This window comes from Arthrobacter sp. TMN-49 (assembly GCF_054511095.1).
Genome location: NZ_JBTNDH010000036.1, coordinates 1 through 24131 on the forward strand (window position 1 = coordinate 1; position 24131 = coordinate 24131).

Genomic DNA, 24131 nt, shown 5'->3' on the forward strand with positions numbered 1-24131 from the left:
AGTCATCCGTAAAACTACGACGTTGACTTTTCTGTTCTGACATCACTGACATCCTCTCAGCAGGATCGATAATCCCGCTAACTCGGGTGTCCACTAATTCAGGCTAACCCCAAAGGAGCGTGGCAAGGCACGCACAAATGTAGCCTTGGTAGGCCTTACGGCGGGTTTGGATCATCAGAGCTCTGCCTTCAGTTTCATTTTGAGCGGTTGAACAGTGTTGCGGGATCTTGGTTTGACTCGTCGGGGACGACCTAGCGGGCTTGACCAGTGGTACATGTTGTTTCAGGGAGATGAGGGGCCGGACCGAAGACTGATCTTTCCGAAGTCTGCTGCGTAGATCGTGCCCACGCGGCGCCCGCCAGCGACGAGCAGATAGTTCTTTTCGCGAGCCCCTGTGGTTGGCCAGTTAGTTGTTGAAGGCCGGGCGTGGCACCCGGCTCCAGAATGGATCCGTCCACGACACCTGCCGCATCCCACCGCGCAGCGGGATCCAATACCGTCGGCGATGACAGCCCAGCACCACTGACCGGGCGATCCGGCGCCGACACGCCACCGAACTCCGCAGCATGTCCAGGGACATCAAAGACATCTTCGACAGGAGTTGTCGGATCAACATCAACCACTACCGACTGGGCGTGTGCGCCGTCAGCATTAACAACCGTCACCTGAGAACGCATTAATACTCCAAACGATCGATAAACCTAGATTCAACCTTACCGACCTGAATGACCTGCTCCCGTCAAAGTTGGTCTGATTAGTTTGGTTTCTTACTTTTCGGCGAGTTCTTCTGTGCGCTGGGGGCTCTTTGGCGGTGCGGAGACTTCACCGGCTCGGTCACACCGTCAAGCACCCGATGAACAACATTGAGGACTTGCCTGCCCGTGGCGTGAACTCGGGGCAGTTGGTGGGGGCTTCGCCGCTGCCGCGCCTATGCACTAGGTCCGCCCCTGCACCGGCGCATAAGCTGCCACCAGATGCAGAGGTGTCCACAGCGAACCGCCAGCCCACCCGTAGGGAGCCTCAGGCGACTATGGAAGAGAGCTCACCCTATATACGTATGAGTCTCACCGGCGCACTTGACGCCACAGCACCCACCGTGCGGACCCACCCACGGTTCACGCGTCCGAGGCGACTGGTATCGGGAAAACACACGACCCAACGATGGCGATGACATCCAAGAGGGCATAGAAAGGTGCCGGCAACGCGCCAGGGCCCTGCACGCGTTTTGGCCGAAAACGATCAATCGGCACCTAGAACCCACTTTTGGGCACAAAAAATTCCCACCAGCCAAAGCTGATGGGAATTTCCTGAAGCCAAACTAGCTAAAGTTTGAACCATAAAAACGTGCGCGAGGGGGGATTTGAACCCCCACGCCCTTTCGGACACTGGCACCTGAAGCCAGCGCGTCTGCCGTTCCGCCACTCGCGCGTTTTTCGCAGTCCATCGAATGTCTTTCAACATTCAGTGGAACAGCGAGATCAAGCATATAGGACACTTGGCCGAAACACCTAAACGAGCAGCTCCTGAGGTCTGTGACTGCCCATCCACGTGGCAGACTGGGGTCCGGAACCCGCGGTTTTTCGGGGTTTTCGCCTACCCCTGCCGGTGGAGCACCACCCCCCACCCTGGTAGGAAATCCACCACATCGTCCCCCGGCAATAGGGGTATTCCAAGACTCGCGCAGTAGTATCGACTCTGAACCAAGTTGACCGCGCGGCGGGCAGCTAGGCATCTGCGCCGTCTTAGCGCGCTGACGCCAGCCAAGTTTACTAGTACCGAGATGCGGCCACTAGACCGCAAGACAGTAAGGAGAGGAGAGCACATGGGATTGTTTGACAACGTTGAAAAAGGCATTGAAAAGGCAGTTCGTGGCGCCTTCTCCCTCGGCTCGAAGCAGCTCCAGCCGGTAGAGATGGCTAGCGCGCTGCGCCGTGAACTCGATGACAAGGCCATGACCTTGGATGCGGGGCGCACCTTGGCGCCGAACGTATTCAACATTCAATTGGGCGACGCAGATTTTGAACGGGCCCGAGCCTGGGGTGTAACTCTCGCAGAGGAGTTGTGTGATGTGGTCATCAACCACTCACGCAGTCAGGGCTACGTGCTGCAAGGGCCTGTCCGCGTCGCCTTCAACCACCATGACGACCTCCGTCCGGGTCAGTTCGAAGTTCTTTCCGCCACCGAGAAGGAAAACGGCGCCCCGGCCCGGAATGCGCAAACACCCAGCCCGGCAAGGCCGCCAGCAAGGCCCGGCCTGAATCCGGCCCCTGCCAAGGCAGCCCGGGCCGCACCTGCCTACAAACGCCAGTCGACGCCGTCGAACGGCCAGGGCCAAGCAGTCTTAGATATAGACGGCCAGAGATACTCTCTCAATGCCCGATCCATCATCTTGGGCCGGTCAGCCGAAGCAGACATATTGATCGATGACACCGGAGTCTCACGCAAGCATCTGGAGATACGCACCCAGGACGCTGTCAGTTCAGCCGTTGACCTGGGTTCCACCAACGGCAGCTACGTGGACGGACGCCGAGTCAATGGCACCGCGCCGCTGCATGACGGATCGACTATCACCATGGGGCACACCCAAATAACTTTCCGTATCTTGCAAGCACGAGGCGGTATTCGAGGATGAACGATCTCAGTCTTGTAGTGACGATCATGAGGTTCGGCTTCCTTGTCCTCATGTGGATCATGGTGTTCGCCGTGGTGGCAGCCATGCGACGTGACCTAGTGATTGGCCGCAAAGCCAAAGTTGGTGAACCAACCGCACGCCAAGCACGGAAGCATCCGGAATTAGTTCAGGAAGCTCCCCCCGCCAAGGTGCAGGCTCGCCAATTGGTGGTCACCGAAGGCCCCCTGGCCGGAACCACCCTGGAACTCGATGGCACACCGATCTTGTTAGGCAGGGCGCAGGAAGCAACCTTGGTGCTGGAGGACGACTACGCATCAGGACGCCATGCACGCCTGTTTCCACAGGGCACCCGCTGGTTTATTGAAGATCTGGGCTCCACCAATGGAACATTCTTGGGCGGCACCGCGCTGACACGCGCACTCCCCGTGGAACTCGGGGTCCCGGTGCGGATCGGTAAAACGGTCATTGAATTGAGGCCGTGAGTATGGCCAAAATCCCGCTGATTCTACGCTACGCCGCCCGATCCCACGTGGGGATGGTCAGGGCCAAGAATGACGACTCCGCCTACGCCGGCAAGTACTTGGCCGTGGTTGCCGACGGCATGGGTGGCCACGCCGGCGGTGATGTGGCCAGTGCCTCCACCGTCTTGGATCTGATCCATCTCGATCACAACCATCATGACGGTGACGCCAGCAGTCATCTTGCCGACGAGATCCAAAGCGCCAACTCACTTCTCTCGGAACTTGTCCACGTCAACCCCAAACTTGCCGGCATGGGCACCACCGTCACCGCTTTGTTGCTCGCCGAGGACCGTCTGGCGTATGCGCACATCGGCGATTCGCGCGCCTACAGGCTCAAAGACGGCGCCTTCGAGCAGATGAGCACCGACCACACGTTTGTGCAGCGCATGATCGATGAAGGGCGCATGACAGAAGCTGAGGCAGAGGTTCACCCCCATAAGAATGTACTGATGCGGGTACTCGGCGATGTTGACGCGTCCCCGGAATTGGATTTGAAGTACTTCGATGTCACGGCCGGTGAGCGTTGGCTCCTGTGCTCGGACGGCCTGAACTTTGTTCGCCACGAAATGGTGGAAGAGGTCATCCGGCACACCAAATCGTTGGCCACGGCCGCGGATACGTTGATCGATCTGACCTTGGCGGCCGGCTCGCCGGACAACGTCACGGTGGTTGTGTTCGACGTCGTTGAGAGCGTCTCGGACGACACCGCAGCCTTGTCCACCATCACGGCCATTTCAGTGGCCAACCAGCCCGATCTGCCGCCGCTACCGGAGCCTGCTACTGCGGACGACGCCGGCCACTCGCCCGAGCGGGCCCCGGCAGTTGGCGCGCAGATCCAGACAGCCGACCAAGCGCCCCCCGGCGAGGACCGCGCCGCTAAAACGCCAGAGCCCGAAAGCTCAAACGCCGACAGCGATGACGTGGTTGCCCTTGATACGCACATCCGCGCCGCGGCCATTCTGCGGGAACTGGCCTTGCGCGAGCACGAACTGGTGGGAGCGGCAGTAACAGCCAATGCTGAGGGGAAGATCCCTCAGCTGGCCAGACAGCCGGTCAGGGAGTCGGCCGCGCAGCGTGCGGCAACTGTCCTCACTCACAAGACCACCACGGCACCGGTACTCGTTGAGGATACTGAAGTGTCACTTCCCCGACTACGCCAACGCCCATGGGTTTTGGTCATCGCTGGGGCCTTGACGGCACTCGTCATTGTTGCCGGCTCTTGGGCCGCGTACGCCTGGACTCAAACGCAGTACTATGTGGGCGCGTCCAACGGCAATGTGGCCATTTTCAATGGAGTTTCGCAGCAGTTGGGCCCCATCTCCTTGTCAGAGCTGTACCGTGAGACGGGCGTCAAGGTTGAGTCCTTGCCGAGTTACTCCCAGCAGCTGGTGTCCCAGACTGTGCCCGCATCCACGCTGGGTGGCGCCGAGCAAATTATCAGCGACCTGCAATTGGGTACCGGCACCAGCACGCCACCGTGCGATCTTGCCCCTGCAGCCACCGGCTCACCCAGTTCCACGGCTACGGCAACTCCGACACCTAGTCTGCGCCCAACAGCCAGCCCGTCGGCCAGCGCCAAAGCGAGCAAGACACCAACTCCGCGAGCAACCACAAGCACCACCCCATCCGCCCAAGCTACGTGCATTCCCGGAGGCGGACAATGAGCCAACTGCTGACCGTGGCCAAGCCACGCCGCAACACCGAACTACTGCTGTTGATTCTGGCGCTCGGCCTTGCCACCATGGCCAACGCCTTGGTCAATCTTAATCTGGGCCGCACCTTTGACAACGATTTCTACACCCAGCTCGCCATCCTGGCGGTGCTTTCCGTCAGCTTCCACATAACTCTTCGCATCAAGGCTAAATATGCCGACCCGGTTATATTGCCTGTTGTGGTGGCTCTGAACGGTATTGGATTGGCCGTCATCCACCGCCTGGACATCACCTCCGGTGATACAGCCGGGCAGCGCCAGTGGATGTGGACGAGCCTTGCCGTGGTTACCGCGATAGTCGTGATCTGGTTCCTGCGCGATCACAGAATCCTGCGCCGCTACACGTACATCTCCCTGCTGGCATCGGTGGTGCTGCTAATCCTGCCGCTCGTTCCGGGGATCAGTGCCGGTAACGTCAATGGCGCTACCGTCTGGATTTCCGTTGGACCGTTCACTTTTCAGCCCGGTGAAATAGCAAAGATTACGCTTGCCATCTTCTTTGCTGGCTACCTATCCTCCAACCGTGACTTGATCCTGTTGGCGGGGAAGAAGATCGGCAACCTGCAGCTACCGCGAACAAGGGACCTTGCACCCATGATTGTGGCCTGGCTGGCCAGCGTGGGTGTGCTGGTCTTCCAGCGTGACCTTGGCTCCTCAATCTTGTTCTTTGGCTTGTTCATGGTCATGATCTACGTCGCGACGAGCCGTATTAGCTGGATCTTGATCGGCCTGTCCCTCATTGCGGTGGGCGGATTCGCCGCCTACCAGATCTTCCCCCACGTGACTCGGCGCATTGACGTGTGGATCCATGCCCTTGACCCCGAATACATTGGCGCAGCCGGGGGCAGCTTCCAAGTCGTCGAAGGACTATTCGGGCTGGCCAACGGCGGCCTGCTCGGAACTGGCTTTGGCCAGGGCTCACCCGATACTGTGCCACTCGCCAATAGCGACATGATCATTGCCAGCATTGGTGAGGAGCTTGGCCTGGTTGGCCTCTTCGCTGTCCTGTGCCTCTACGCGCTATTCATTTCCCGCGGCTTCCGCGCCGCCCTGGGTACTCGCGACGCGTTCGGGAAACTTCTTGCCGTGGGGCTTTCTTTCGCCGTTGCCCTGCAGTGCTTCATCATCATTGGCGGCGTCACCCGGCTCATCCCGTTGACGGGCCTGACAACGCCATTCTTGGCTGCCGGTGGTTCCTCCCTCTTGGCGAACTGGATCATCGTCGCCTTGATACTGAAGATTTCTGACGCCGCCCGGCGCCCCATTGACATCTCCATCGCCCCCGAGTCAACAGTTCCCCGACCGGACGAAAACGATACGAAACTGGAGGTGACCAAACCATGAATCAAGCGATCCGAAGCTCCTGGATAGTAGCCATCGCCTTATTCGCGCTGCTTTTTGGCTCCATCTCCTATGTGCAGTTCTTTGCCGTGGATTCTCTCAAAGACAACCCGAACAACAACAGGCAGCTGTTGCTGAACTTCTGCGGCAACCGCGGCCCCATCCTTGTTGGCGGCCAGGCCGTTGCCGAGTCAGTTCCCACCAACACAGATTGCAAGTTCCAGCGCAAATACAACGATCCGGAGCTGTATGCGGGGCTGACGGGCTTCTTTAGCCGGTACTCCGGACAATCCGGCATAGAAGCAGCCATGCAGGATCAGCTCACCGGCACCTCCGACGACGCGTTATTTGATCGCATCGCCCAGGCGTTCACCGGCAAACAGCCCCAAGGCCGTGCGGTAGAACTGACCATTGACGCGGAAATTCAAAAACTTGCCTATGACATGATCCCTGACGGCGTGCCCGGCTCCATTGTGGTCATGAACCCCAAAACCGGCGCCATCATTGCCATGGTGTCCAAACCTTCCTACGACACCAACTTGATGGCCAGCCACAGCGAGAAAGAGGTCAATGCCGCCATGGCATCGCTGGCGGGTGTACCGGGCATCAATCTCTACGGATCCAAGGCCTATAAGGGCCTGTATTCGCCGGGCTCAGTCTTCAAACTCGTTGACACGGCTGCCGCGCTCGAGTCCGGGAAATATACGAAGGACAGCATTCTTCCCAACCCTTCCCCCTTGACCTTCCCCGGCATTGACTACGCCCTGCCAAATTACGCGAATGGCCAGTGCGCAATCCAGGACAAGGCAACGTTCGCCTTTGCCCTGGAGAACTCCTGCAACACGCCCTTCGCCAGCATCGCCCTGGACCTAGGCCAGGATGCCATCACGGCCCAGGCCGAAAAGTTTGGCTTCAATGACGAGTCGCTGGCGTTCCCCGATAGAGTTGTTGGTAGCCGCTTCCCCGGCAGCGAAGGCGACCTTGACCCTCCCGCGCTGGCTCAGAGCGCCATCGGCCAACGGGACGTTCTAGCATCGCCTCTGCAAATCGCCATGATGACGGCCGCGATTGCCAACGGTGGCAAGCAAATGGCACCCAATCTTGTGAAGACTGTCCGCACCCCGGACTTGAAAACAGTTTCAAGCCTGACCCCCGAGGTTTTGCGCCAGTCCACCACACCGGAAGTCGCAGCACAGATCACGGACTGGATGGTCGGTGTTGTTGACAATGGCATTGCCTCGGCGGCAGCAGTTCCCGGCGTCGAAGTAGCCGCCAAGACTGGAACAGCCGAACTTGACGAGCTCGACGAGCTAGGCAATAGGTTGAACAACTCATGGTTTACCGGTTTCGCGCCGGCCAATGATCCCGAAGTGGTGGTGTCGATCGTCATGCCCGGGGTCGACGTGACCACTGGATCACAACTAACAAGTCCAAACGCAAGCAAACTCTTCAAGGCGGTGTTGAATAAGTGAGGCCTATTTCTGGTACCACCTTAGGCGGCAGGTTCGAACTCACATCACGCATTGCCATCGGCGGTATGGGCGAGGTCTGGAAGGCACAGGATCTAGTCCTGGGCCGTATTGTGGCCATCAAAATTCTCAAGGACGAATACACGGGCGATCCCGGTTTTCGGGCCCGGTTCCGGGCAGAGGCCAAGCACACGGCCCTGCTGAACCACGAGGGAATCGCCAACGTCTTTGACTATGGCGAGGAAGATGGCTCGGCGTATTTGGTAATGGAATTGGTGCCCGGGGAGCCACTGTCAGCGTTGATTGAACGTGAGCATGTGCTCTCCGCCGATTGGACGCTGTCCATGATCGCCCAGACCGCCCGTGCCTTGGCAGTGGCCCACGCCCAGGGTTTGGTCCACCGTGACGTCAAGCCCGGCAACTTGCTCATCACCCCCGATGGTCGGGTGAAGATCACCGACTTTGGTATTGCCCGTTTGGCCGATCAGGTGCCTTTGACGCAGACGGGCCAGGTCATGGGCACAGCCCAGTACTTGGCTCCGGAGCAGGCAACCGGCCAAATCGCCACCGGATCCTCTGACATCTATGCCTTGGGTGTTATTGGCTACGAGTGCATCACCGGTCACCGCCCCTTCTCGGGTGAATCGCAGATTGCCATCGCTTTGGCGCAGGTCAATGACGCACCGCCGCCGCTGCCTGACACACTGCCCACACCTGTGCGGGCCTTGTTGATGTCCATGCTCGCTAAGGAGCCCAGCAACAGGCCTGCAAACGCCCTGAAGCTGGCGGAGGCCGCCGACGCCATCCGGGCCGGCAACATCCCGGCTGCCCACGCAGCGGTCCCTGGCATGTTGCTCTTTGAATCCACAACAGGTCCCATCACTGCGCCCGTTGACATCAATTCAACGTCCGCCACCTCTGTGGTTTCTCATGTTGCCGAACCCAGCACCACGGCCCTACCCACCATCGGTGAGGACGGCCAAGAAACTGCCGCGCATCCGACTCGTGCCGAAGTACTGGGCGCTGAACGTGCCTGGTCGGCCGAGGATGAGGACCACGACTTGTCCCCAGAGGACGACGAAGAGCAGCAGGCACCGGCTAAGAAGGGTCGCAGTCCATGGACCTGGCCGATGATCGGGCTACTTGCCTTGTTGGTCTTCGCCGTGGGCGCTTTGCTGCTCCAAGGTGCCGGCTTCTTTGGCGGAACTCCGGCGCCGTCCACATCAGCATCCTCGCCCGCCTCCAAAGCCCCCTCCCCGACCAAGACAACCCCCTCGGCAGAGCCGACGACAGAAACCCAGGCACCGCCCCCCACATCGGCGCCACCGGCAGAAGTCACCATCAATCGGGACAACATTGTCGGATCCCCGTTTAGTCAGGGGAAGGCCACACTTGAGGGCTTGGGCCTGGTGGTGGAACGCGTCGATGAGTTCAATGAGACGATTCCGGTCGATGATGTGATTGAAGTTGCACCACTAACGGGCCTTCGTGTTGGTGACTCTGTGACGCTGACTGTCTCCAAGGGCCCGGAACTGATCACTGTGCCGTCCTCGGCCGGTCAGCAAGGCAACGCCTACGACCAGGCACTGGTTGCGGCTGGCTTTATCCCGGCAAGAGTCGAGGAAGCATCCACCACCGAGGCGGGGGTTGTTATTCGGACCAATCCGCAGGCCGGCACCCAGGCCGCTCGCGGCTCAGTCGTCACCTACTACGTCTCCACGGGGCCGGCCGAGCCGACGCCGTCCTCCGCACCACCCACCACAAAGGCAGAAAAACCTGCCCCGTAGTCCCGAGCTGCTCCCCGATCTAGTCAACCCCCTCGTATTGAAAGGACAACCCAGATACTCATGAGTGTTCCGCGCGTCCTGAATGACAGGTACCAGATTGGGGAGCTACTGGGCCGTGGCGGCATGGCCGACGTCTATATGGCTCATGACATCCGTCTTGGCCGGAGCGTGGCCATCAAATTGTTGCGCGCTGATGTGGCCAGGGACTCGCATCTGCAGGCCCGCTTCCGCCGCGAGGCCCAGGCCGTGGCCGGGCTCAATCACCCCTCCATTGTTGCTGTCTATGACACTGGTGAACACGTCACAGTGGATCAAGGGCGTGACGCGGCGCATTTGCCGTACATCGTCATGGAGTACGTCAGGGGCAAGACGCTGCGGGATTTGATCCGGAGCAAGGACATCAGCGTCGACCAGGCGATCGACTACACACTTGGCGTGCTGGCCGCCCTCGATTACAGCCACCGGTCCGGGATTGTGCACCGCGATATCAAGCCCGCGAACGTCATGGTCACCCAGGATGAGCACGGCTTGTTGGGCCAAGTCAAGGTCATGGACTTTGGTATTGCCAGGACGATGTCCGATTCTGCCGCGACCATGACGCAAACTCAAACGGTCATGGGCACTGCCCAGTACCTATCGCCGGAGCAGGCTCGCGGCGAAAGCGTTGACGCCCGCAGCGACTTGTACTCAGCTGCCTGCCTGATCTATGAAATGTTGGCAGGGCGCCCGCCCTTCATTGGTGATTCACCAGTTTCTGTGGCGTACCAGCATGTACGTGAACAACCGCCCGCACCGAGTGCCTTCAACCCGGAGCTTTCCGCGGCCCTTGATGCCGTGTTGTTGCGCGCCCTGCAAAAGGACCGCAACCACCGCTTCCAGGACGCTGCATCCTTCCGCAGGGCCCTGCGCGCCGCCCGCACGGGAGTCATGCCCACCCCCGGTCCCGGCGCGGACCACTCCACCGGCGTGCCAGTTGCGCTTCCTGCCCAGGCTGCGCTTCCCAGCGCTCCAGTTGCCGACGACGGCGGACCTGCCACCCGTGCCATGGCTAAAGTCATGGCTGGGGGTGCCCTAACCACTGCCGGCGCCACCGGCGATGAAGTGGCAGATCTGGCACCTGCGGTAAAGCGACGTCGCAGGGCGTGGATGACAACCCTCTTTGTCCTTTTGGCCATCGTCCTGGGCGGTGCAACAGTTCTGGGCTACAACCTGCTCAATCCGCGGACAGTGGCTGTTGAACAGATCTCCATTCCTTCCCTTGCCGGCTTCGCCAAGGATGACGCCTCGACCAAATTGCTTGATCTGGGTTTGGAACCACACAGTAGCGAAGAGTTCTCCAAGACTGTGGCAACCGGGGACGTCATCCGCACCGATCCGGGCACGGGGGCCCTTGTAGACCCCGAGTCGAAGGTTGAGGTCTTTGTGTCCAAGGGCCCCTCAGAGGTCACCATTCCCAAGGATTTGGCGGGAAAAACGGAGGCCGAGGTGCGTGACAATCTCGCCGCGCTGAACTTGGTATTCAGCTCCAATGACTTCGTCACGGATCCCACCATCGCCGCAAACCTTGTGGTGACAAGTGATCCGGCGCCGGGCAAGAGCGTGGCCGTAGGTACCAGCGTTACCTTGAAGATCTCCAATGGTCAGGTGGTCATGCCGTCACTGTTTGATCTCACCAAGGATCCGGAGAAGGTGAAAGAGGCGGTAATGGCAGCGCTGAAGAAGGCCTCACCCTATTTGGAGCCTGAATGGGAAGAGGTTGAAAACTCGGTGGTCACCCCCGGTATGGTGACAAATCAGTCGGTATCCGCCGGGAATAAGGTGGGGCAACGAACCACTGTTGTCATTACCCTGGCCAAGGCTCCCGAGCCGGTAGAGCCGTCACAGAGCGCCACGCCCAGCGCAACGCCGTCGGCAACGCCGTCGGCGACGCCTACACCGCGCGCTCCGGCCTCGAAGAAACATTAACCAGCAGTCCGGCGCTCATGCGTCGGCCTAGCTGTTGATGAGCGGGCTCAAGGTTGCAGCCGTCGCCGCAGCACCGGCCAACCCCAAAGATTCGAGCCAGTTGCCCACCATGAGGTAGCCGCCCTGGGTGAGCACAGACTCCGGGTGGAACTGTACCCCGCACAAGGGCGCATGCTTGTGCGCCAAGCCCATGATCACGCCGTCGGCCGTCTCTGCGGTAATGTCCAGAACCGCCGGGATTGTCTCGCGCACAGCTGAGAGTGAGTGGTATCGGGTGGCTGTGACGGGGCTCGGAAGCCCGGCAAAAACACCAGTACCGTGGTGGAGCACGTCGCTGGTCTTGCCGTGCATGAGCTGCTCAGCATGGGTGACGACGCCGCCATAGGCTTCGGCAAGTGCCTGGTGGCCCAAACATACGCCCAGCATCGGCTTGGCGTTCTCGCCACACCATTTGATGAGCTCGATGCAGACACCAGCCTCGGCGGGGGTGCCCGGGCCGGGTGAGACCAAGACACCGTCGCGCGCAGAAGCGAGTTCAATGGCCTCCGCCAAGGTGACATCGTCGTTGCGCACCACTGTTGTCTCGGCACCCAGTTGCTGCAGGTAGCCAACCAGGGTGTACACAAAACTGTCGTAGTTATCTATGACAAGAATCCGTGTGGCCATCTTAGGATCCACCACCAATCGTGGAGTCGGTCAGGGGGTTGAACTGTGACAACCAGGGGAAGGTGAACTGCATGAGGACGAATACGGCCGCCAGCGCGAACAGCACAGCGGTGATGATGCGGAACCACAGGGGCCCGGGGAGGTGTCTAAAGATCCAGCCGTACATTCTTAGCCTTTCTGATTCGCTGCAACTTGGGCGGCAATGGCGGCGGGCGGGCCAGCACTGGCTGGCTGCCACGACTCGAGGATCGAGTAGGCAATAATGCGTTCCTCGGCCCCAAACCTGGGATTGCAGCTGGTCAGGGTCAAGAAACGCTCGGTCGCCTTCGCCTGCGGCTGGGTGGGCACCGGCAGCAAAACATCGCCGCGGCCGGGCAGCACGATCTGGTTGTTGCGGAACACGTACGTGTAGTAGCCATCCTTGGTCTGGATGTAGATCTTATCGCCGGGGACCAAGGTGTGGATGGCATCCAAAACAGCGCCGTGGGTTTGCCTGTGGCCGGCCACGGCAAAGTTTCCAACACCGCCTGGCATGGTGGAGCTGTCATAGCGGCCCAGACCCAGGGTGTCCAGCTGCGCTTGTGCCACACCCTCCACGAGTGGACGGCTGTAGTTTTCGCCAAAACGGGGAACGTAGGCGATGCCAAAAACGGTGCTGGGCAGTTCCGGGACGGCCATGACCTTGGGCGGACCAAAATCGGTGGGTGCATCCGGGGCGAGGGGAGTCACAGGTCCTTGAAACTCCTGCGAAAACTCTGAAACGGCAGCTTCCTGGGCCGTGTTGGCTTCAATGTTGGTCCACCACAGCTCCCACACCACAAACAACAGCAAAACGACTCCGCCGGTGATGAGCAGTTCGCCGATGACTTGAACTAAAGTGCGGAAGAAGCCTTGCTTGGGGCGCTGGGCGCGCTGACGGCGGGCGGCACGTTTGCGCCGCGTGCGCAGCTTCTCGTTATCGGAGATCAGCTCATCGACACCCACGGCTGATTCGGCATGGCTTGGCGATCGAACCACGCGGGTCTCCTGACTGAACTTGAGCGGTAATGTCACGCAATCCGCGGCTGCACCAAATGCAGCTAGAATTACGTCAACAATACCGGCAGTTCGCCGCCTTGGAATAATTTACCCCGCAACACCACAGCTAAATGAACTGCCGCACACCCACCCAGTTGATCATTATCAATCGATCACAATGTCAAGGAGCTCCTGTGCCCGAGTCAAAATCGCGTCCTCGCCCCACAAAGGGGCCAGCCACCACGCCCTCTAGTAAGACACAGAAACCCAACGCTGTATGGTTCCTCCCCGTCATGGTCACGTTGTTGTTGCTGGGACTGGCGTGGATCATCACGTATTACATCTCCGACGGCACCTTGCCCGTCCCGAGCATTGGCAACTGGAATATCGGCATTGGTTTCGGCATTGCCTTGGCCGGGTTCATGATGACCACGCGCTGGCGCAGCTAGTCCCCGGAGTCTTCTTCATCCCCGGCGTCGCTTTGAATGTAGCGACCCTTTGAATCCTCTGCGGCACGGCCAGGAACGTCTCCGGCCGTGCCGTAGTCGCCTTCAACAAACTGCCCGAGCTCGGAACTGTCGTCAGCGCCCTCCGAGCCTGCGGGCCCGTAATCACCCTCCACGTAGCGACCGTCCGAGTCTGCGGCTTTGTGGCCCGCCTCGGAGCCAGCCTTTCCGTAGTCACCCTCGTCGTAACGTCCGCGATCCACATCTTCCTTAGACATTCTGCTGCCCTACTTTCTACGGCACCGCGCCAGACTTGTTCAGGCGTCATTGCCGTCCTGCTTCTGAGTCTAGGCGGATTGCGATCCTGTGCACAGCACCGCACTAGACCCTGAGGGCACAACAAGGGCCCCTGCCGGGGGATGGCAGGGGCCTTTACGCCTTTCGGCCCGGACGTTGCTGCGGCAACCTTCTTGACATCCAATGTTCCGGTGGCCGCCTGGACCGCTGGCGATCCCAGCGAACAGCTGTAGCCCACCACAAAATCTTGAGTCCTCTTGATGAAGCCGCCTGTGGGCCCGGCAACTCTCTTGGTCACTGTGGAGTTCGCGCCACAGGGATTCTGGCGATGGTGGTGGAAGACCCAGCTTGAATGCTGAGGTTCCCCGAGTATCCGGAACCGCAATTGTAGGTGCCTGTGTACTATTTGCCAGATCCGGTGAACCCGCTCTCTGCATCATTGAGTACTTTGGTGAACGTGCAGGTGATACTTGGTCTTGCTGGGTTCAGTGCGGCCCCCACGTTGGTCAGAGTCATGGTGCGTCCAGACGTGGTGATCCCCGAAACCGGCTGAGGATTTGAATTGCCGTCCAGCTGTGTACATGCCAATGAGCTGAGCGACCAGCGGGAGTCGCTTACCGCTCCTTCGATCACGGTGGCTGCGTCTGACGTACCCAAACAACAGTGGCGCAAATACAGGCGCCTGTGATGGAACCTTCGTTAGCCCAGAAATCATTCTTTACACTACTGGCCATGGTGGCGGGGCAGGTAGCGGTACTGGTGGGCACAAAACCCTCTATGACCAACCTGTAACTCAGACCATCCTTGGTGATGGCTTGATCAGAAACCGAAGAGGAGAACTTGCTCTGGTCCCGGCATGAGCCCGAATCACCTGAAGGACATGGATTTTGGTTGTTGGGAGTCACCCACACTTCCCAGGGGAACGTCAGCGTTGGCTTGTTGTCGAACCCCGTCAGCTCAATCTTGAGGTTTTCGGTGAAATCGTCGGAGGTGAGGCTGCTGCTGGACACGGAAGTGATGTCGCGGTTGACCTTGGCCACGGGAAAGTCCACACCGTCATTGACGGCTACGCTTCCGGAAGTGGGCTTGAGGCCTACGGCGCTCTGCGCAGAATCACTGTTAGCGCTGGTAATAACGTGATTCCCTGGTGAGCGCTCACTGCAGTCTCGTGCACCGTGCCCACTGAGCGATTCACTCGTGGACATGGTGGTGGTCGTCTAACGAGGACTGCCGCCAACGTTGGGGCTTGTCCCGCCTGCCGCCTGGTAGGTTATGCAGTTGCTGCTGGCATTTTCTGAGGCCGTGTTCCCTCCCATAGACGTAACGGCCTCTGGGTCATAATGGTCTTGTGGTCGCTGACGACTGCCTTGAGAGCGAGTGTGGAAATCGGGGCTGCCGACGCGGGCAGGGCTTCGCCCATCCCATCCGCTTGGCTGCGGATTTCGGTGCCGACGCAAAAAAGCTATACATGACAAACTCACCCGCGAGAGACCTAGCGCACGGGATGTGCCGCATCATGCTAGGAGGGGGCGTGCGTGTTTAAGGGTGGTGAGAATCCGAGGCTGTTTAAGAGGGATGGACGGTGAAGCCTGGTTATGAGTAGTAAGTACCGGAGTCCTGCTCGGCTACTTCCAGTCCACCGTTCATTCTGGCCGCGAGTTGCTCCCTGGACTGAATATCCAATTTGATGAACGTCCTGTACAGGTGGCCTTCAATGGTGCGCAGGGAAACGTTCAGCCGAGCTGCAATGGAGTTGTTGGATTGTCTCTGCGCAACCAGCAGTGCTATCTGATGCTCCCGGCGGGTCAGCTGGGGTTGGTCGATGGTTTGAAAGACCGGAGACGCAAGCCCTGGCATCTGCTCACGCATGGCCACCACTTTGCTGGCAGTCTTACGACTCTTGTGGACTTTTCCGCTGTCGTTGAACTTCTTTTGAGCCTGGCTGGCCAGTTCAACGGCAATGAGTTCAAAACCGTAGTTCATGGCCATATTGCTGGCCTTGTCGAGCCCCGCAGGCTCCTGAGTGCGCAGGGCCCTGGACCATTCTTCAAAGAATTCCTTGCTTCCGGACTCCAGCAGCGCCGCCACCTCGACAAGCCTGAGCACGGCACCACCATCGCCCAGACGAACCATGAGCGACAAAACTGTCAGCTCAATGCCGAGATAGTTTTCACTCACACATTGTCGTTGCAGGTGCCTTAGCCGTGCCAGTCCCAGCTCGGACTGACCGGCCATGAATTGTGCGGCGGCGGCGTATGCCGCCCCCTCCAAGTAGTAGAACTTGTTACTGCGTCGATTTAGGGACGCCAACTGCGCCAGTCGTTCCTGCGCGCCTACGGTGTCTCCGCGCATTGCTAGGCAGTATGCCAGCAGCCCAAGCGCCGTGTGCAGCACTGACCAGGGATCGTAGTCGGTCAAAGCCCCCACTGCTGCGCCCAAGGCGATTATGGCTTCCTCAATGTGACCGCGTCTGCAGTGCATCAGGGCAGCAGCCAAGTCCCGCAGTCCGCCGGAAAACAGCATGAGGTCTGGATTGACAAAGGTTGACGGTTCAAGGGCACCGCGCGCGTGGTCCCACGCGCCGTCGTAGATAAGGGCCGCAACAGATCTGGCATAGGCCAGAAGGGCAAGGTCCGGACGCGGGAACCCGTCAGGATGGTCCAAATCGGCAATGACCTCAGTGGCCATGAGCACGGCCGACCTCATCCGGCCGGTGGCGCTGAGAATCTCACACAACAACGATTTCAAGGTGACTTGATCGCTGAGATTGTCCGTTAGCGGGTGCCGCAACAGCGCCTCAATACTCGCACGTGCCCTTTCAGTGTCCCCAACCGCCACATCTTTGGAAGCACGCAGGATAAGGACTTCGATGTCTGCACGGCTAGCGGATGCGTGCAAGGGAACAGGTGAAAAACGGCTCTCGAAACGTTTCAGGGCGCCATCAAAGGTGGCTTCGTAGTTCAAATCCGAAAGGTGGCTCAGATGCACTGCACGTAAAGCGCTGGCGGCAACCTCCGGTGTTGTCGCCAGCTGAAAAGCCTGCAACGCGAGCGTGCGTGCCCTATCCGGCAGGTTCTGGTTAAGGCTGGCTATGGAGTGCTGCGCCAACAATGCCACGGCGTGCTCGGCACCAACTTTGATGGCGCAAAATTGTAGGGCTTCCAGAGGGCGCATAAGCTGGTTGGCCCAGGTGGCTGCGGCCAAGATCCGCCCATCACTGACGGGGACCCCACAGTCCAGGGACCATCTGGTCGAGTTGATGACGGATTCCGGATCGGCCTGCTCCGCCAGCGGAAAGAACTTGGAAACCTCAGCAAGCAGCCGGCGGCTGCTTCCCATCGGAACCGCAGCTCGAATGGGCGGGGCCGTGGCGGCCCGCGCCAGGCACATGGTGAGGCAAGCGCCGGGCACAATGACAACCAATTCGCGCTGTTGAATGTCATCCACTGCTTCGGGACTGGTCAAATCAAGGAGCACATCCAGCGGCAACGGACCGGCCAAGGCCAGAATCTCAATAATGCGGCGGGATTGCGCCGGCAGGTGGTTCAGATCCATCTGCAGGTACTCCCAAGACTCCGAGCCCAGGCGATCGCCCGGGTGATCCAGAATCCACACATTGTTAACTTGGCGCAGCGACCCCTCCTCCTGGGCGCCAGCCACCAGACCATTCAGGACCAGCGGATTCCCGCCCGAGCGGCTCGTTAGATAGTCAGCGGACGGGCGCGCCACCTTTCCGCCCAGCAGTCCCTCAAGGAAGTCTTGAACATCCTCGGGTTTTAGCGGCGCCAGTTCAAAGCGAGACAGGTGCCCGTCTCGCCACAGCTCACGCAGATGGCTCTGATGGTCGCCGTGCTGATCCACCAGGATCATTTTTGCACTCGATGACATGACTACTTGAAGGATGATGGCCGTGCTTTGGGCATCTAAGTGTTCAGCATTGTCGACCATCAACAGCACTTGGCTTGCGCTCTTGGCCGACGTTTGGATCTGATCTAGGAGGCCGTTCAAAACTTCATAGTAATCATTGCTGCGAACCACGCTGGTGCCCACTCGCGCATTGACAGCACCAAAGGGAATGGCCGCCAACGATTTGCTGGCGGAGAGCCTGATTGTTACCACATCCGGGCCAAGGGCGGCCAAAAGTTGCCCGAGTATCCATGTTTTTCCCGCGCCACGGGAACCTACTATGAGGACGCCCCTCGAGGTGCTGTCCGTCAGTAGCTCAACAATCTCCCCAACGTTTGCGCCGCGAGCCACGAATCCCCATTTCATGAATCTAAGGCCTGTGCCGCAAGCCCATACTTGGCAACAACGCTACCAACGCTGGCAGCGTGTTGAGTTGAGACCGTCAAATCTGTCCCTAGTCTAGGGATGTGTTGGCGACTGTGTCGATGGGCAGAACTATTTGTGTACGATCCCGAGCTGCCTGTCACTAGATGGCGGCGTTGGGGTTCGTAGCAAGGGCAGCACTTCATCAGTCGCTGACGAACGGCCGAACGTGTGTGGGTCTTGCCCCGTTTACGGCCCGGCAGCTTGGAGCCGCTCGGAGCACGATTGGACCCTTACGAGCCGTACCCGGGTCCACGTCCACGTCGGTCACGCAAACTCCTGCCCGGTTCAGCAGAACCCTGGCACGCACGGCAGCTCTGTCGGGAGGGCCTAGTTTTCCTCCCGGAAAGTGAGAGCTTGGCACCACGGGGGTTCAATGGGTGTCCGTTTCTACACTGAAGTTCTGTTTCCACTGATGGCTTCGCAGCGGCACGCCGGGGCAGAATGCGTCGCTTGTTGAGGACTTGTTGCCGGGCTGTGGCGGGTGCCGCAAGTCAGACGGCTCCCGCCACTTCCTTGGTTATGCTTGGTTGTCCTGGAGGCGCACCAGCATCTTCCCGGTATTGACGCCGTCGAACAGGTCGATAAGGGCCTGCGGGGCGTTTTCGAGTCCGTCAACCACTGTCTCGTCGTAGCTGATGGTTCCAGCAGCCAGCCAGGCTGACATCTGCTGCGCGAACTCTGCGGCGTGCTGTAGCTGCCCACCGACCAGGAAGCCACGGAGGGTCAACTGCTTGCCGATGGCTGCTACCAGATTCCGCGGAGCGGCCGGCGGTTCGGTGGCGTTGTACTGGGAAATTGCGCCGCACATGGCCACGCGGCCGCCCACATTGAGCTCCGCCAGCGCGGCCTCGAGATGTTCCCCGCCCACATTGTCAAAGTAGACGTCGATCCCGTGCTCCCCGGCGGCTTCCTTATAACTGCTCCCGGACGGGGCCGTCGTTGTAGTTGAAAGCGGCATCGAATCCCAGCTCGAGCAGGCGGGCCACCTTGTCCGGTGTGCCTGCGCTGCCGATCACACGCGAAGCACCCATCACTTTGGCAATTTGGCCCACGAGGGAACCGACTGCGCCGGCAGCACCCGAAACGAAGACGGCATCCCCGGCTTTGAACTCGGCCACTTTAAGCAGACCGGCATACGCTGTCAGGCCGGTCATGCCCAGTGCCCCGAGGACTGCCGACGCCGGAGCAAGATCCGTACGCGCCAATGTGGTTGCCTCAGCATCCACCACAGAATACTCTCGCCAGCCGAGTTGGTGCACGACGACGTCCCCCACCTTTCGCCCTTCGGCTCTGGACGCGATCACCTCACCCACCGCACCGCCGTCGAGCGCTGCCCCCAACGCAAACGGCGCTGCGTAGGATTTGTCGTCATTCATGCGCCCGCGCATGTACGGATCCACGGAGATGTAGAGGTTGCGGACCAGGACCTGGCCATCCTGGATCTCCGGGACAGCGGATTCGGCCTTCCGGAAGTTTTCCGGAACAGGGCGGCCGGAGGGCCGCGAAGCCAGCCGGATCTCGCCGGTGGTGGAGGGAAGCGTGACGGGCTGATGTGTTGCGGGGGCGCTCATGCGGCCACCTCCAGCATCGTGAAGTCGACGTTGATACCTTCGCCGGTGCGTGCTTTGCCGTCGCGGCCTTCGCCCGAGGCCAGGGCCGCGGCAGTGTAGAGAGTCTTCAATTGCTTCCCGTTTTGATTGATCGGACGTGCGTTGATTGGACGTGCGAGCGGGTGATTCAGCACGAGCAGCGCAGTGCTGCGGTGAGCATGCCCAGCACGTCGCTACCGGGTGGGTTGGAGTTCTTCGATAGTGCTGAGAAGTTGCTGGGCGGATGAGACTGGGCTTCCGATCCTGACCGGTCCTTCTGAGGTGTGAACCAGGAGAGTGGGTAGCTATTCACCTCCAGCTCGGTAGCGCGTTCCTGTTCGGCGATGGCTTTGGTCCGTGTGTTGGGGTCGGCGTAGAGCCTTGCGACGTGGTCGGAATCCAGGCCGGTGTCGGCGGCGATTCGCAGGTAGGTGGCACTTTCGGAAAGGCTGAGCCCGTCCACTTAGAAGGCGCGCTGCATTGCTACGGCCATCTCGAGGCCCCGCCCGCCGGATGCTTCCTTGAGTGCTACGAGGCCGGTGCCCGCGTCGTCAGAGTCGAGCAGGTGAGTGCCGGCTTCGAGAACAGCTAGGTAGGCATCCCCGAAGGCTACGCCGGTGAGCGTTTCAATTCGGCGGTTGGCGGCGGGGATGTGCGCCAAGGAACCGATGGGGCTGGCGCGGTGACCGCTGAACAGGCCCCCGCTGATCACCTCAATGGTGATGTTTTTGTTCTTCGCGACTTCATGGAGTGCGGGACCGAAGCCGTAGCACCATCCGCAGTAGGCGTCGAAGACGTATGTCAGGTGGTGTGTGGTCATGGTGTCCTCTGCTGGGAAGTGTAGGAGTCACGCTGTGATTGACCCGGTCAGGTCTTCGAGCTCACGGTGTGGGGATGCTCAGTTGGCGGCAGTGAACCGAGTCCGCCGGTGAGCAGGGTTCTCGATCTCGTCGAGCATGGCGGCGGCGTAGTCCTGGGTGGAGATGCTGTCACCGGCGGGGGAATCCTTCGCGATGGAGTAATTGCCGGTACGTACACCAGGCTGGATCAGCGGCGCAGGCGCAAGCATGGTCCAGTCCAAGTCCGCAGGGGACGCTATGACGGCATCATAGGCGGCAGCCAGGGTGATGGCTTCAGCCTTGTACGCTTCAGGGAAGTCCGGGGTGTCAACCAAGCGAACGTTATCGACCTTGAGCGCCCCGGCTCCTCCGACAATCAAGAGCCTGGTGTCCCCGGCACTGCTGTACGCGGTTTGCATGGCCAAAAGCCACTCGTGGTGGTCGCCACCTGTGCGGCTGGGGCCCGTAGCCAGCACGACTGCGTCATGCGTTGCCGAAATCTCTGCAAATGTCTGGGCATCAGCGAGGTCGGCTGATCGCGAGTCCGCACCAGCAACCTCTGCGCCCTTGCGGGAAATGGCCGTCACCTGATGGCCGCGGGTGAGGGATTCGTTGACGATCTGGCCGCCGACCATGCCGGTTGCTCCGTATACTGCAATTTTCACTTGCGCTCCTCGATGTTTGGTATCCTTGCTAACAACCCAACAGTATCCATCTGATACTGATAGCTTCAAAGGAACTCAGTTACCCCATGGATACCAACGAACCATCAGCGAACATTTTCGATCCCGACTGCCCCTCACGCGTCGTCTTCGAGCGCATAGGCAACAAATGGGCGTCACTGGTCGTCCAGGTTCTCGTCGATGGCCCGGTGCGCTTCACGGACCTGCGGAAGATGGTGAGTTCTGTAACGCCCAAGGTGCTCACGCAGACCCTGCGTGCCCTGGAACGCGACGGACTGATAAGCCGCACGGTGTATGCACGGGTCCCTCCCCGGGTGGATTACGAGCTGACCGAGATGGGCCGTTCCCTTTTGGGTCCCCTGACCCAACTCCGGGACTGGGCCGAGAACCACGTACCCAACATCCTGGAATCCCGTGACAAATACGATGAGAATCTAGACCAGCAACTATTGGCGGGCCACTGACAAAGACCATTCAACCGACGCCACGATCCCGCACACGGCCCCGTCATCCCCGTAAAGCGCAGCAATACCAACGTCGGTGAAGCTGCACAGACGGGCTGCCAGTCCCCCGTGATGGTGGGGCTGCCAGGCGGTGTCGGCGATGACAATGTACTCGGTGGTGGTGCAATCGGCGAGGCCTTCAGTCCCGCCCGTCACTGACAGGCCACGACCCCTGGCCACTGACCCCTGGGAACTAGTTGTCTACTGCGCCGTCCCAGCGAATCTCGGAGTCGAGGCTAGCCTCGGTTTCGGCGGCAGCCTTGGCCATGGTGCTGCGGCGGATGACTGGGGTGCGGGGGCTGTCGTCGAAGACCAGACGGGTGACGTCGGGGCGGGCGTAGTGGCCTGCCGGGTCGACGGTGTTCTTGGCCAGGTCGATGTCCGAGAGATCGATGTCAGCGTAGACAATGCCTTCCTGGGTCGGGTCCAGCGGCTCTGTGATCAGGCCCGAATGAGGGCCGTAGACACGCGCATAGCCGCCTCCGCCTGTATAGACCGGCGTTGGCCCTCCGTCGGCCGTCGGGAATTTGCGGGCCCCGTCATCGGACATGATCTGAGAGGCGGTGACGACGCGGCGCCGCCTTCGAGTGCGTAGGTCTGCGAGCAGGCCATGATGGTTTCGGAGCTGAGGGCGGGCACGTTTCCAAGTATCCCGAGGCAAGGCCAGCCCGCGATGTGGAGCTGCTCATTCTGTGCGTACATCGCGTACTTCGTCAGCGGCTGCAGGTGTTCGAAGCACTGCAGGGTCCCGAGACGGCCAGGGGCAGTGTCGACGGCTTTGATGCCACTGCCGTCACTTTCCCCAAAGAGGGTCCGCTCTGCATGCGTGGGTTTGAGCTTCCTGCGATGCAAGATAATCTCCCCGTCGGGGCCGATCACGGCCTACGACATGTACAGCGATCCGCCGTCCTTTTCGCTGAAGCCGACAACAACAGTGATCGAATTCCGCTGGGCGGCTTCACGGATTCTGGCTATCTGCGGCCCGTCGATGGCGGGAGAATTGGCGTGGTACCGGGCCACAAACCCCATCTGCTCATACACCGGGTAAGACCAGAGGAACACGGGATAGCCGGGTATCCACGTCTCGGGAAACGCCACCAAGTCCGCACCCCCCAGCCGCTGCCTCACCAATCAGGTCAATGGTCTTATCCGGTGTCGCTTCCAGATCCAACCAAACCGGCTCGGCCTGAACTGCAGCGACGCGCACCTTTTCGCTCATCATTACTCCTCATATACTTAGAAAGTGCTCCAATTTTATGATGTGGATCACCTCAGGTCGTTGGCAACCTCTGCACACCCACCGACGATTCCTGCACTTAGATGCTTCTCTTGATGAAACAGGTGCTCGCTGCTTGAGATTCGAAAAGGACACAATGACGGAGCTAACCGTGACCGACGTCCTTGCTTGGCAGGACGCTGCCAGCCGGGCATTCGTGCCGCTGCTGTGCACGACTACCGGGCCGAATTTCGTCGCGCACCTTGAGTCGGTTCCACTGTCCGACGGCGTCTCTCTGACACACGTGCGGTCAGGGCCTCTCCGCGTGGAACGTACCGAACGACTCGCACGTCAAAGTGATGGCGACGACATCCTCATGTCGTTACAGCTACATTCGACCGGGGCCGTCCACCAACATGGACGGACGGACGGCCGCCCTCGTCCCTGGAACAGCCGCCCTGTATGAGATAAATCAGCCCTACCTACTGGACCAGCCACAATCCGGGCAGGACCTCATTGTCCTTCGCGTTCCCCGCGAACATCTGGGTCTGAAAGATCGGTTTGTCACTGACCTTTGCCGACGAACAATGGATCAATCAGTCCCCGGCATGGCTGCCTTCACAGGCTACATCGCCGGGTTGATGGCGGGCCGCGCCCAAATGACTGACCGCGCCCGTCAGGAGTTAGGGCATATCAGTACAGACCTACTATCGCTGGCCCTCCGCGCTCTCGCCGGACTCCAGCAGACCTCGTGGGGCGACGACCAGACCCTGCTTGAATCCGCTAGGTCCCACATCAGGCAACACCTCGCGGATCCGGACATTTCCGTTGAACAGCTGGCCCACGTCCACAGCGTTTCCGTCCGCAAACTCCACGGAATATTCGCCGCGACCGGGGAAACACCAGCGGCCTACGTACGACGCCGCCGGATGGAGCGTGCAGTGGCGCTCCTAGCCGCCCGGCCACAAACCCACCAAAGCGTGGGATCGATTGCCAGCACATGCGGATTCCGCGACACCTCCACGTTCACCCGGGCCTTCACGCGCACCTACCAGTGCACGCCCACACAATGGCCACTCGTCGCCGGCCGGAACGAAGAATTGCCGTGAGCCCCTCC

General features: G+C 60.1%; 20 protein-coding genes, 1 tRNA gene and 3 pseudogenes. 10 read left to right on the forward strand and 14 right to left on the reverse strand.

What is annotated here, in order from left to right; all coding sequences use genetic code 11:
- Positions 1-1345: 1345 nt before the first annotated feature.
- Positions 1346-1428 (reverse strand) — tRNA-Leu (locus ACX80E_RS14320).
- Positions 1429-1822: 394 nt separating this feature from the next.
- Here ACX80E_RS14320 and ACX80E_RS14325 point away from each other — a divergent pair.
- Genes ACX80E_RS14325 through pknB form a run of 7 tightly spaced genes read left to right on the forward strand, consistent with a single transcriptional unit; the run spans position 1823 to position 11426 of the window.
- The gene (locus ACX80E_RS14325) at positions 1823-2632 is read left to right on the forward strand and encodes an FhaA domain-containing protein (RefSeq protein WP_459302693.1); all 810 of its coding nucleotides are present in this window, start codon (positions 1823-1825) and stop codon (positions 2630-2632) included.
- On the forward strand, positions 2629-3114 hold the full coding sequence (locus tag ACX80E_RS14330; RefSeq protein WP_459302694.1) for an FHA domain-containing protein FhaB/FipA: 486 nt from the start codon (positions 2629-2631) through the stop codon (positions 3112-3114). The genes ACX80E_RS14325 and ACX80E_RS14330 overlap by 4 nt, the downstream gene beginning before the upstream one ends.
- Before the next feature lie 2 nt (positions 3115-3116).
- Positions 3117-4817 carry a PP2C family protein-serine/threonine phosphatase gene (locus tag ACX80E_RS14335; protein WP_459302721.1) on the forward strand — a complete coding sequence of 567 codons (1701 nt, stop codon included), beginning with the start codon at positions 3117-3119 and terminating at the stop codon, positions 4815-4817.
- Positions 4814-6208: an FtsW/RodA/SpoVE family cell cycle protein gene (locus ACX80E_RS14340; protein WP_459302695.1), complete on the forward strand. Its 1395-nt coding sequence runs from the start codon at positions 4814-4816 to the stop codon at positions 6206-6208. Before ACX80E_RS14335 ends, ACX80E_RS14340 begins: the two co-directional genes overlap by 4 nt.
- Positions 6205-7677: a peptidoglycan D,D-transpeptidase FtsI family protein gene (locus ACX80E_RS14345; protein ID WP_459302696.1), complete on the forward strand. Its 1473-nt coding sequence runs from the start codon at positions 6205-6207 to the stop codon at positions 7675-7677. Before ACX80E_RS14340 ends, ACX80E_RS14345 begins: the two co-directional genes overlap by 4 nt.
- A complete protein-coding gene (locus tag ACX80E_RS14350; RefSeq protein WP_459302697.1) occupies positions 7674-9461 on the forward strand; it encodes a protein kinase domain-containing protein in 1788 nt (595 codons plus the stop codon). The genes ACX80E_RS14345 and ACX80E_RS14350 overlap by 4 nt, the downstream gene beginning before the upstream one ends.
- Positions 9462-9521: 60 nt before the next feature.
- Positions 9522-11426 (forward strand): Stk1 family PASTA domain-containing Ser/Thr kinase, encoded by a 1905-nt coding sequence (gene pknB / locus ACX80E_RS14355; RefSeq protein WP_459302698.1) that lies wholly within the window; start codon positions 9522-9524, stop codon positions 11424-11426.
- 27 nt (positions 11427-11453) lie between these two features.
- Here the strand turns inward: pknB and ACX80E_RS14360 are convergent, their stop codons facing one another.
- Genes ACX80E_RS14360 through ACX80E_RS14370 form a run of 3 tightly spaced genes read right to left on the reverse strand, consistent with a single transcriptional unit; the run spans position 11454 to position 13109 of the window.
- Positions 11454-12092, reverse strand: a complete 639-nt coding sequence (locus ACX80E_RS14360) for an anthranilate synthase component II (RefSeq protein ID WP_459302699.1) — start codon at positions 12090-12092, stop codon at positions 11454-11456.
- 1 nt (position 12093) lies between these two features.
- Positions 12094-12258 carry a hypothetical protein gene (locus ACX80E_RS14365; RefSeq protein ID WP_459302700.1) on the reverse strand — a complete coding sequence of 55 codons (165 nt, stop codon included), beginning with the start codon at positions 12256-12258 and terminating at the stop codon, positions 12094-12096.
- A gap of 2 nt (positions 12259-12260) precedes the next feature.
- A complete protein-coding gene (locus tag ACX80E_RS14370; protein WP_459302701.1) occupies positions 12261-13109 on the reverse strand; it encodes a class E sortase in 849 nt (282 codons plus the stop codon).
- Between the two features lie 131 nt (positions 13110-13240).
- Between ACX80E_RS14370 and ACX80E_RS14375 the strand changes: the two are divergent.
- Positions 13241-13492, forward strand: a pseudogene (locus ACX80E_RS14375) (cell division protein CrgA); the annotation flags it as partial.
- A 62-nt stretch (positions 13493-13554) separates the two neighbouring features.
- On the opposite strand, the gene ACX80E_RS14380 reads toward ACX80E_RS14375, so the two are convergent.
- The 7 genes and pseudogenes from ACX80E_RS14380 to ACX80E_RS14410 form a co-directional block, all read right to left on the reverse strand.
- Positions 13555-13833, reverse strand: a complete 279-nt coding sequence (locus ACX80E_RS14380) for a hypothetical protein (RefSeq protein ID WP_459302703.1) — start codon at positions 13831-13833, stop codon at positions 13555-13557.
- Between the two features lie 648 nt (positions 13834-14481).
- Entirely contained in the window at positions 14482-14892 is a 411-nt protein-coding gene (locus tag ACX80E_RS14385; protein WP_459302704.1) for a hypothetical protein, read from the reverse strand.
- A 553-nt stretch (positions 14893-15445) separates the two neighbouring features.
- A complete protein-coding gene (locus ACX80E_RS14390; RefSeq protein ID WP_459302706.1) occupies positions 15446-18124 on the reverse strand; it encodes a LuxR C-terminal-related transcriptional regulator in 2679 nt (892 codons plus the stop codon).
- A gap of 577 nt (positions 18125-18701) precedes the next feature.
- Positions 18702-19755, reverse strand: a pseudogene (locus tag ACX80E_RS14395) (NADP-dependent oxidoreductase).
- A 166-nt stretch (positions 19756-19921) separates the two neighbouring features.
- Positions 19922-20236 carry a hypothetical protein gene (locus ACX80E_RS14400; protein ID WP_459302707.1) on the reverse strand — a complete coding sequence of 105 codons (315 nt, stop codon included), beginning with the start codon at positions 20234-20236 and terminating at the stop codon, positions 19922-19924.
- Positions 20237-20593, reverse strand: coding sequence for a hypothetical protein (locus ACX80E_RS14405; protein ID WP_459302708.1), 357 nt, complete (start codon positions 20591-20593; stop codon positions 20237-20239).
- A gap of 78 nt (positions 20594-20671) precedes the next feature.
- Positions 20672-21277 (reverse strand): NAD(P)-dependent oxidoreductase, encoded by a 606-nt coding sequence (locus tag ACX80E_RS14410; RefSeq protein WP_459302709.1) that lies wholly within the window; start codon positions 21275-21277, stop codon positions 20672-20674.
- 86 nt (positions 21278-21363) lie between these two features.
- Between ACX80E_RS14410 and ACX80E_RS14415 the strand changes: the two genes are divergently transcribed.
- On the forward strand, positions 21364-21759 hold the full coding sequence (locus tag ACX80E_RS14415; protein ID WP_459302710.1) for a winged helix-turn-helix transcriptional regulator: 396 nt from the start codon (positions 21364-21366) through the stop codon (positions 21757-21759).
- On the opposite strand, the gene ACX80E_RS14420 is transcribed toward ACX80E_RS14415, so the two are convergent.
- The 3 genes and pseudogenes from ACX80E_RS14420 to ACX80E_RS14430 form a co-directional block, all read right to left on the reverse strand.
- On the reverse strand, positions 21742-21978 hold the full coding sequence (locus ACX80E_RS14420) for a hypothetical protein (RefSeq protein WP_459302711.1): 237 nt from the start codon (positions 21976-21978) through the stop codon (positions 21742-21744). The two genes, ACX80E_RS14415 and ACX80E_RS14420, sit on opposite strands and share 18 nt — an antisense overlap.
- A 13-nt stretch (positions 21979-21991) precedes the next feature.
- Positions 21992-22348, reverse strand: a complete 357-nt coding sequence (locus ACX80E_RS14425) for a hypothetical protein (protein ID WP_459302712.1) — start codon at positions 22346-22348, stop codon at positions 21992-21994.
- Positions 22240-22926: pseudogene (locus ACX80E_RS14430) on the reverse strand (nitrilase-related carbon-nitrogen hydrolase). The gene ACX80E_RS14425 and the pseudogene ACX80E_RS14430 overlap by 109 nt, the downstream one beginning before the upstream one ends.
- A 675-nt stretch (positions 22927-23601) precedes the next feature.
- Here ACX80E_RS14430 and ACX80E_RS14435 point away from each other — a divergent pair.
- On the forward strand, positions 23602-24123 hold the full coding sequence (locus tag ACX80E_RS14435; protein ID WP_459302713.1) for a helix-turn-helix transcriptional regulator: 522 nt from the start codon (positions 23602-23604) through the stop codon (positions 24121-24123).
- Positions 24124-24131: the final 8 nt, after the last annotated feature.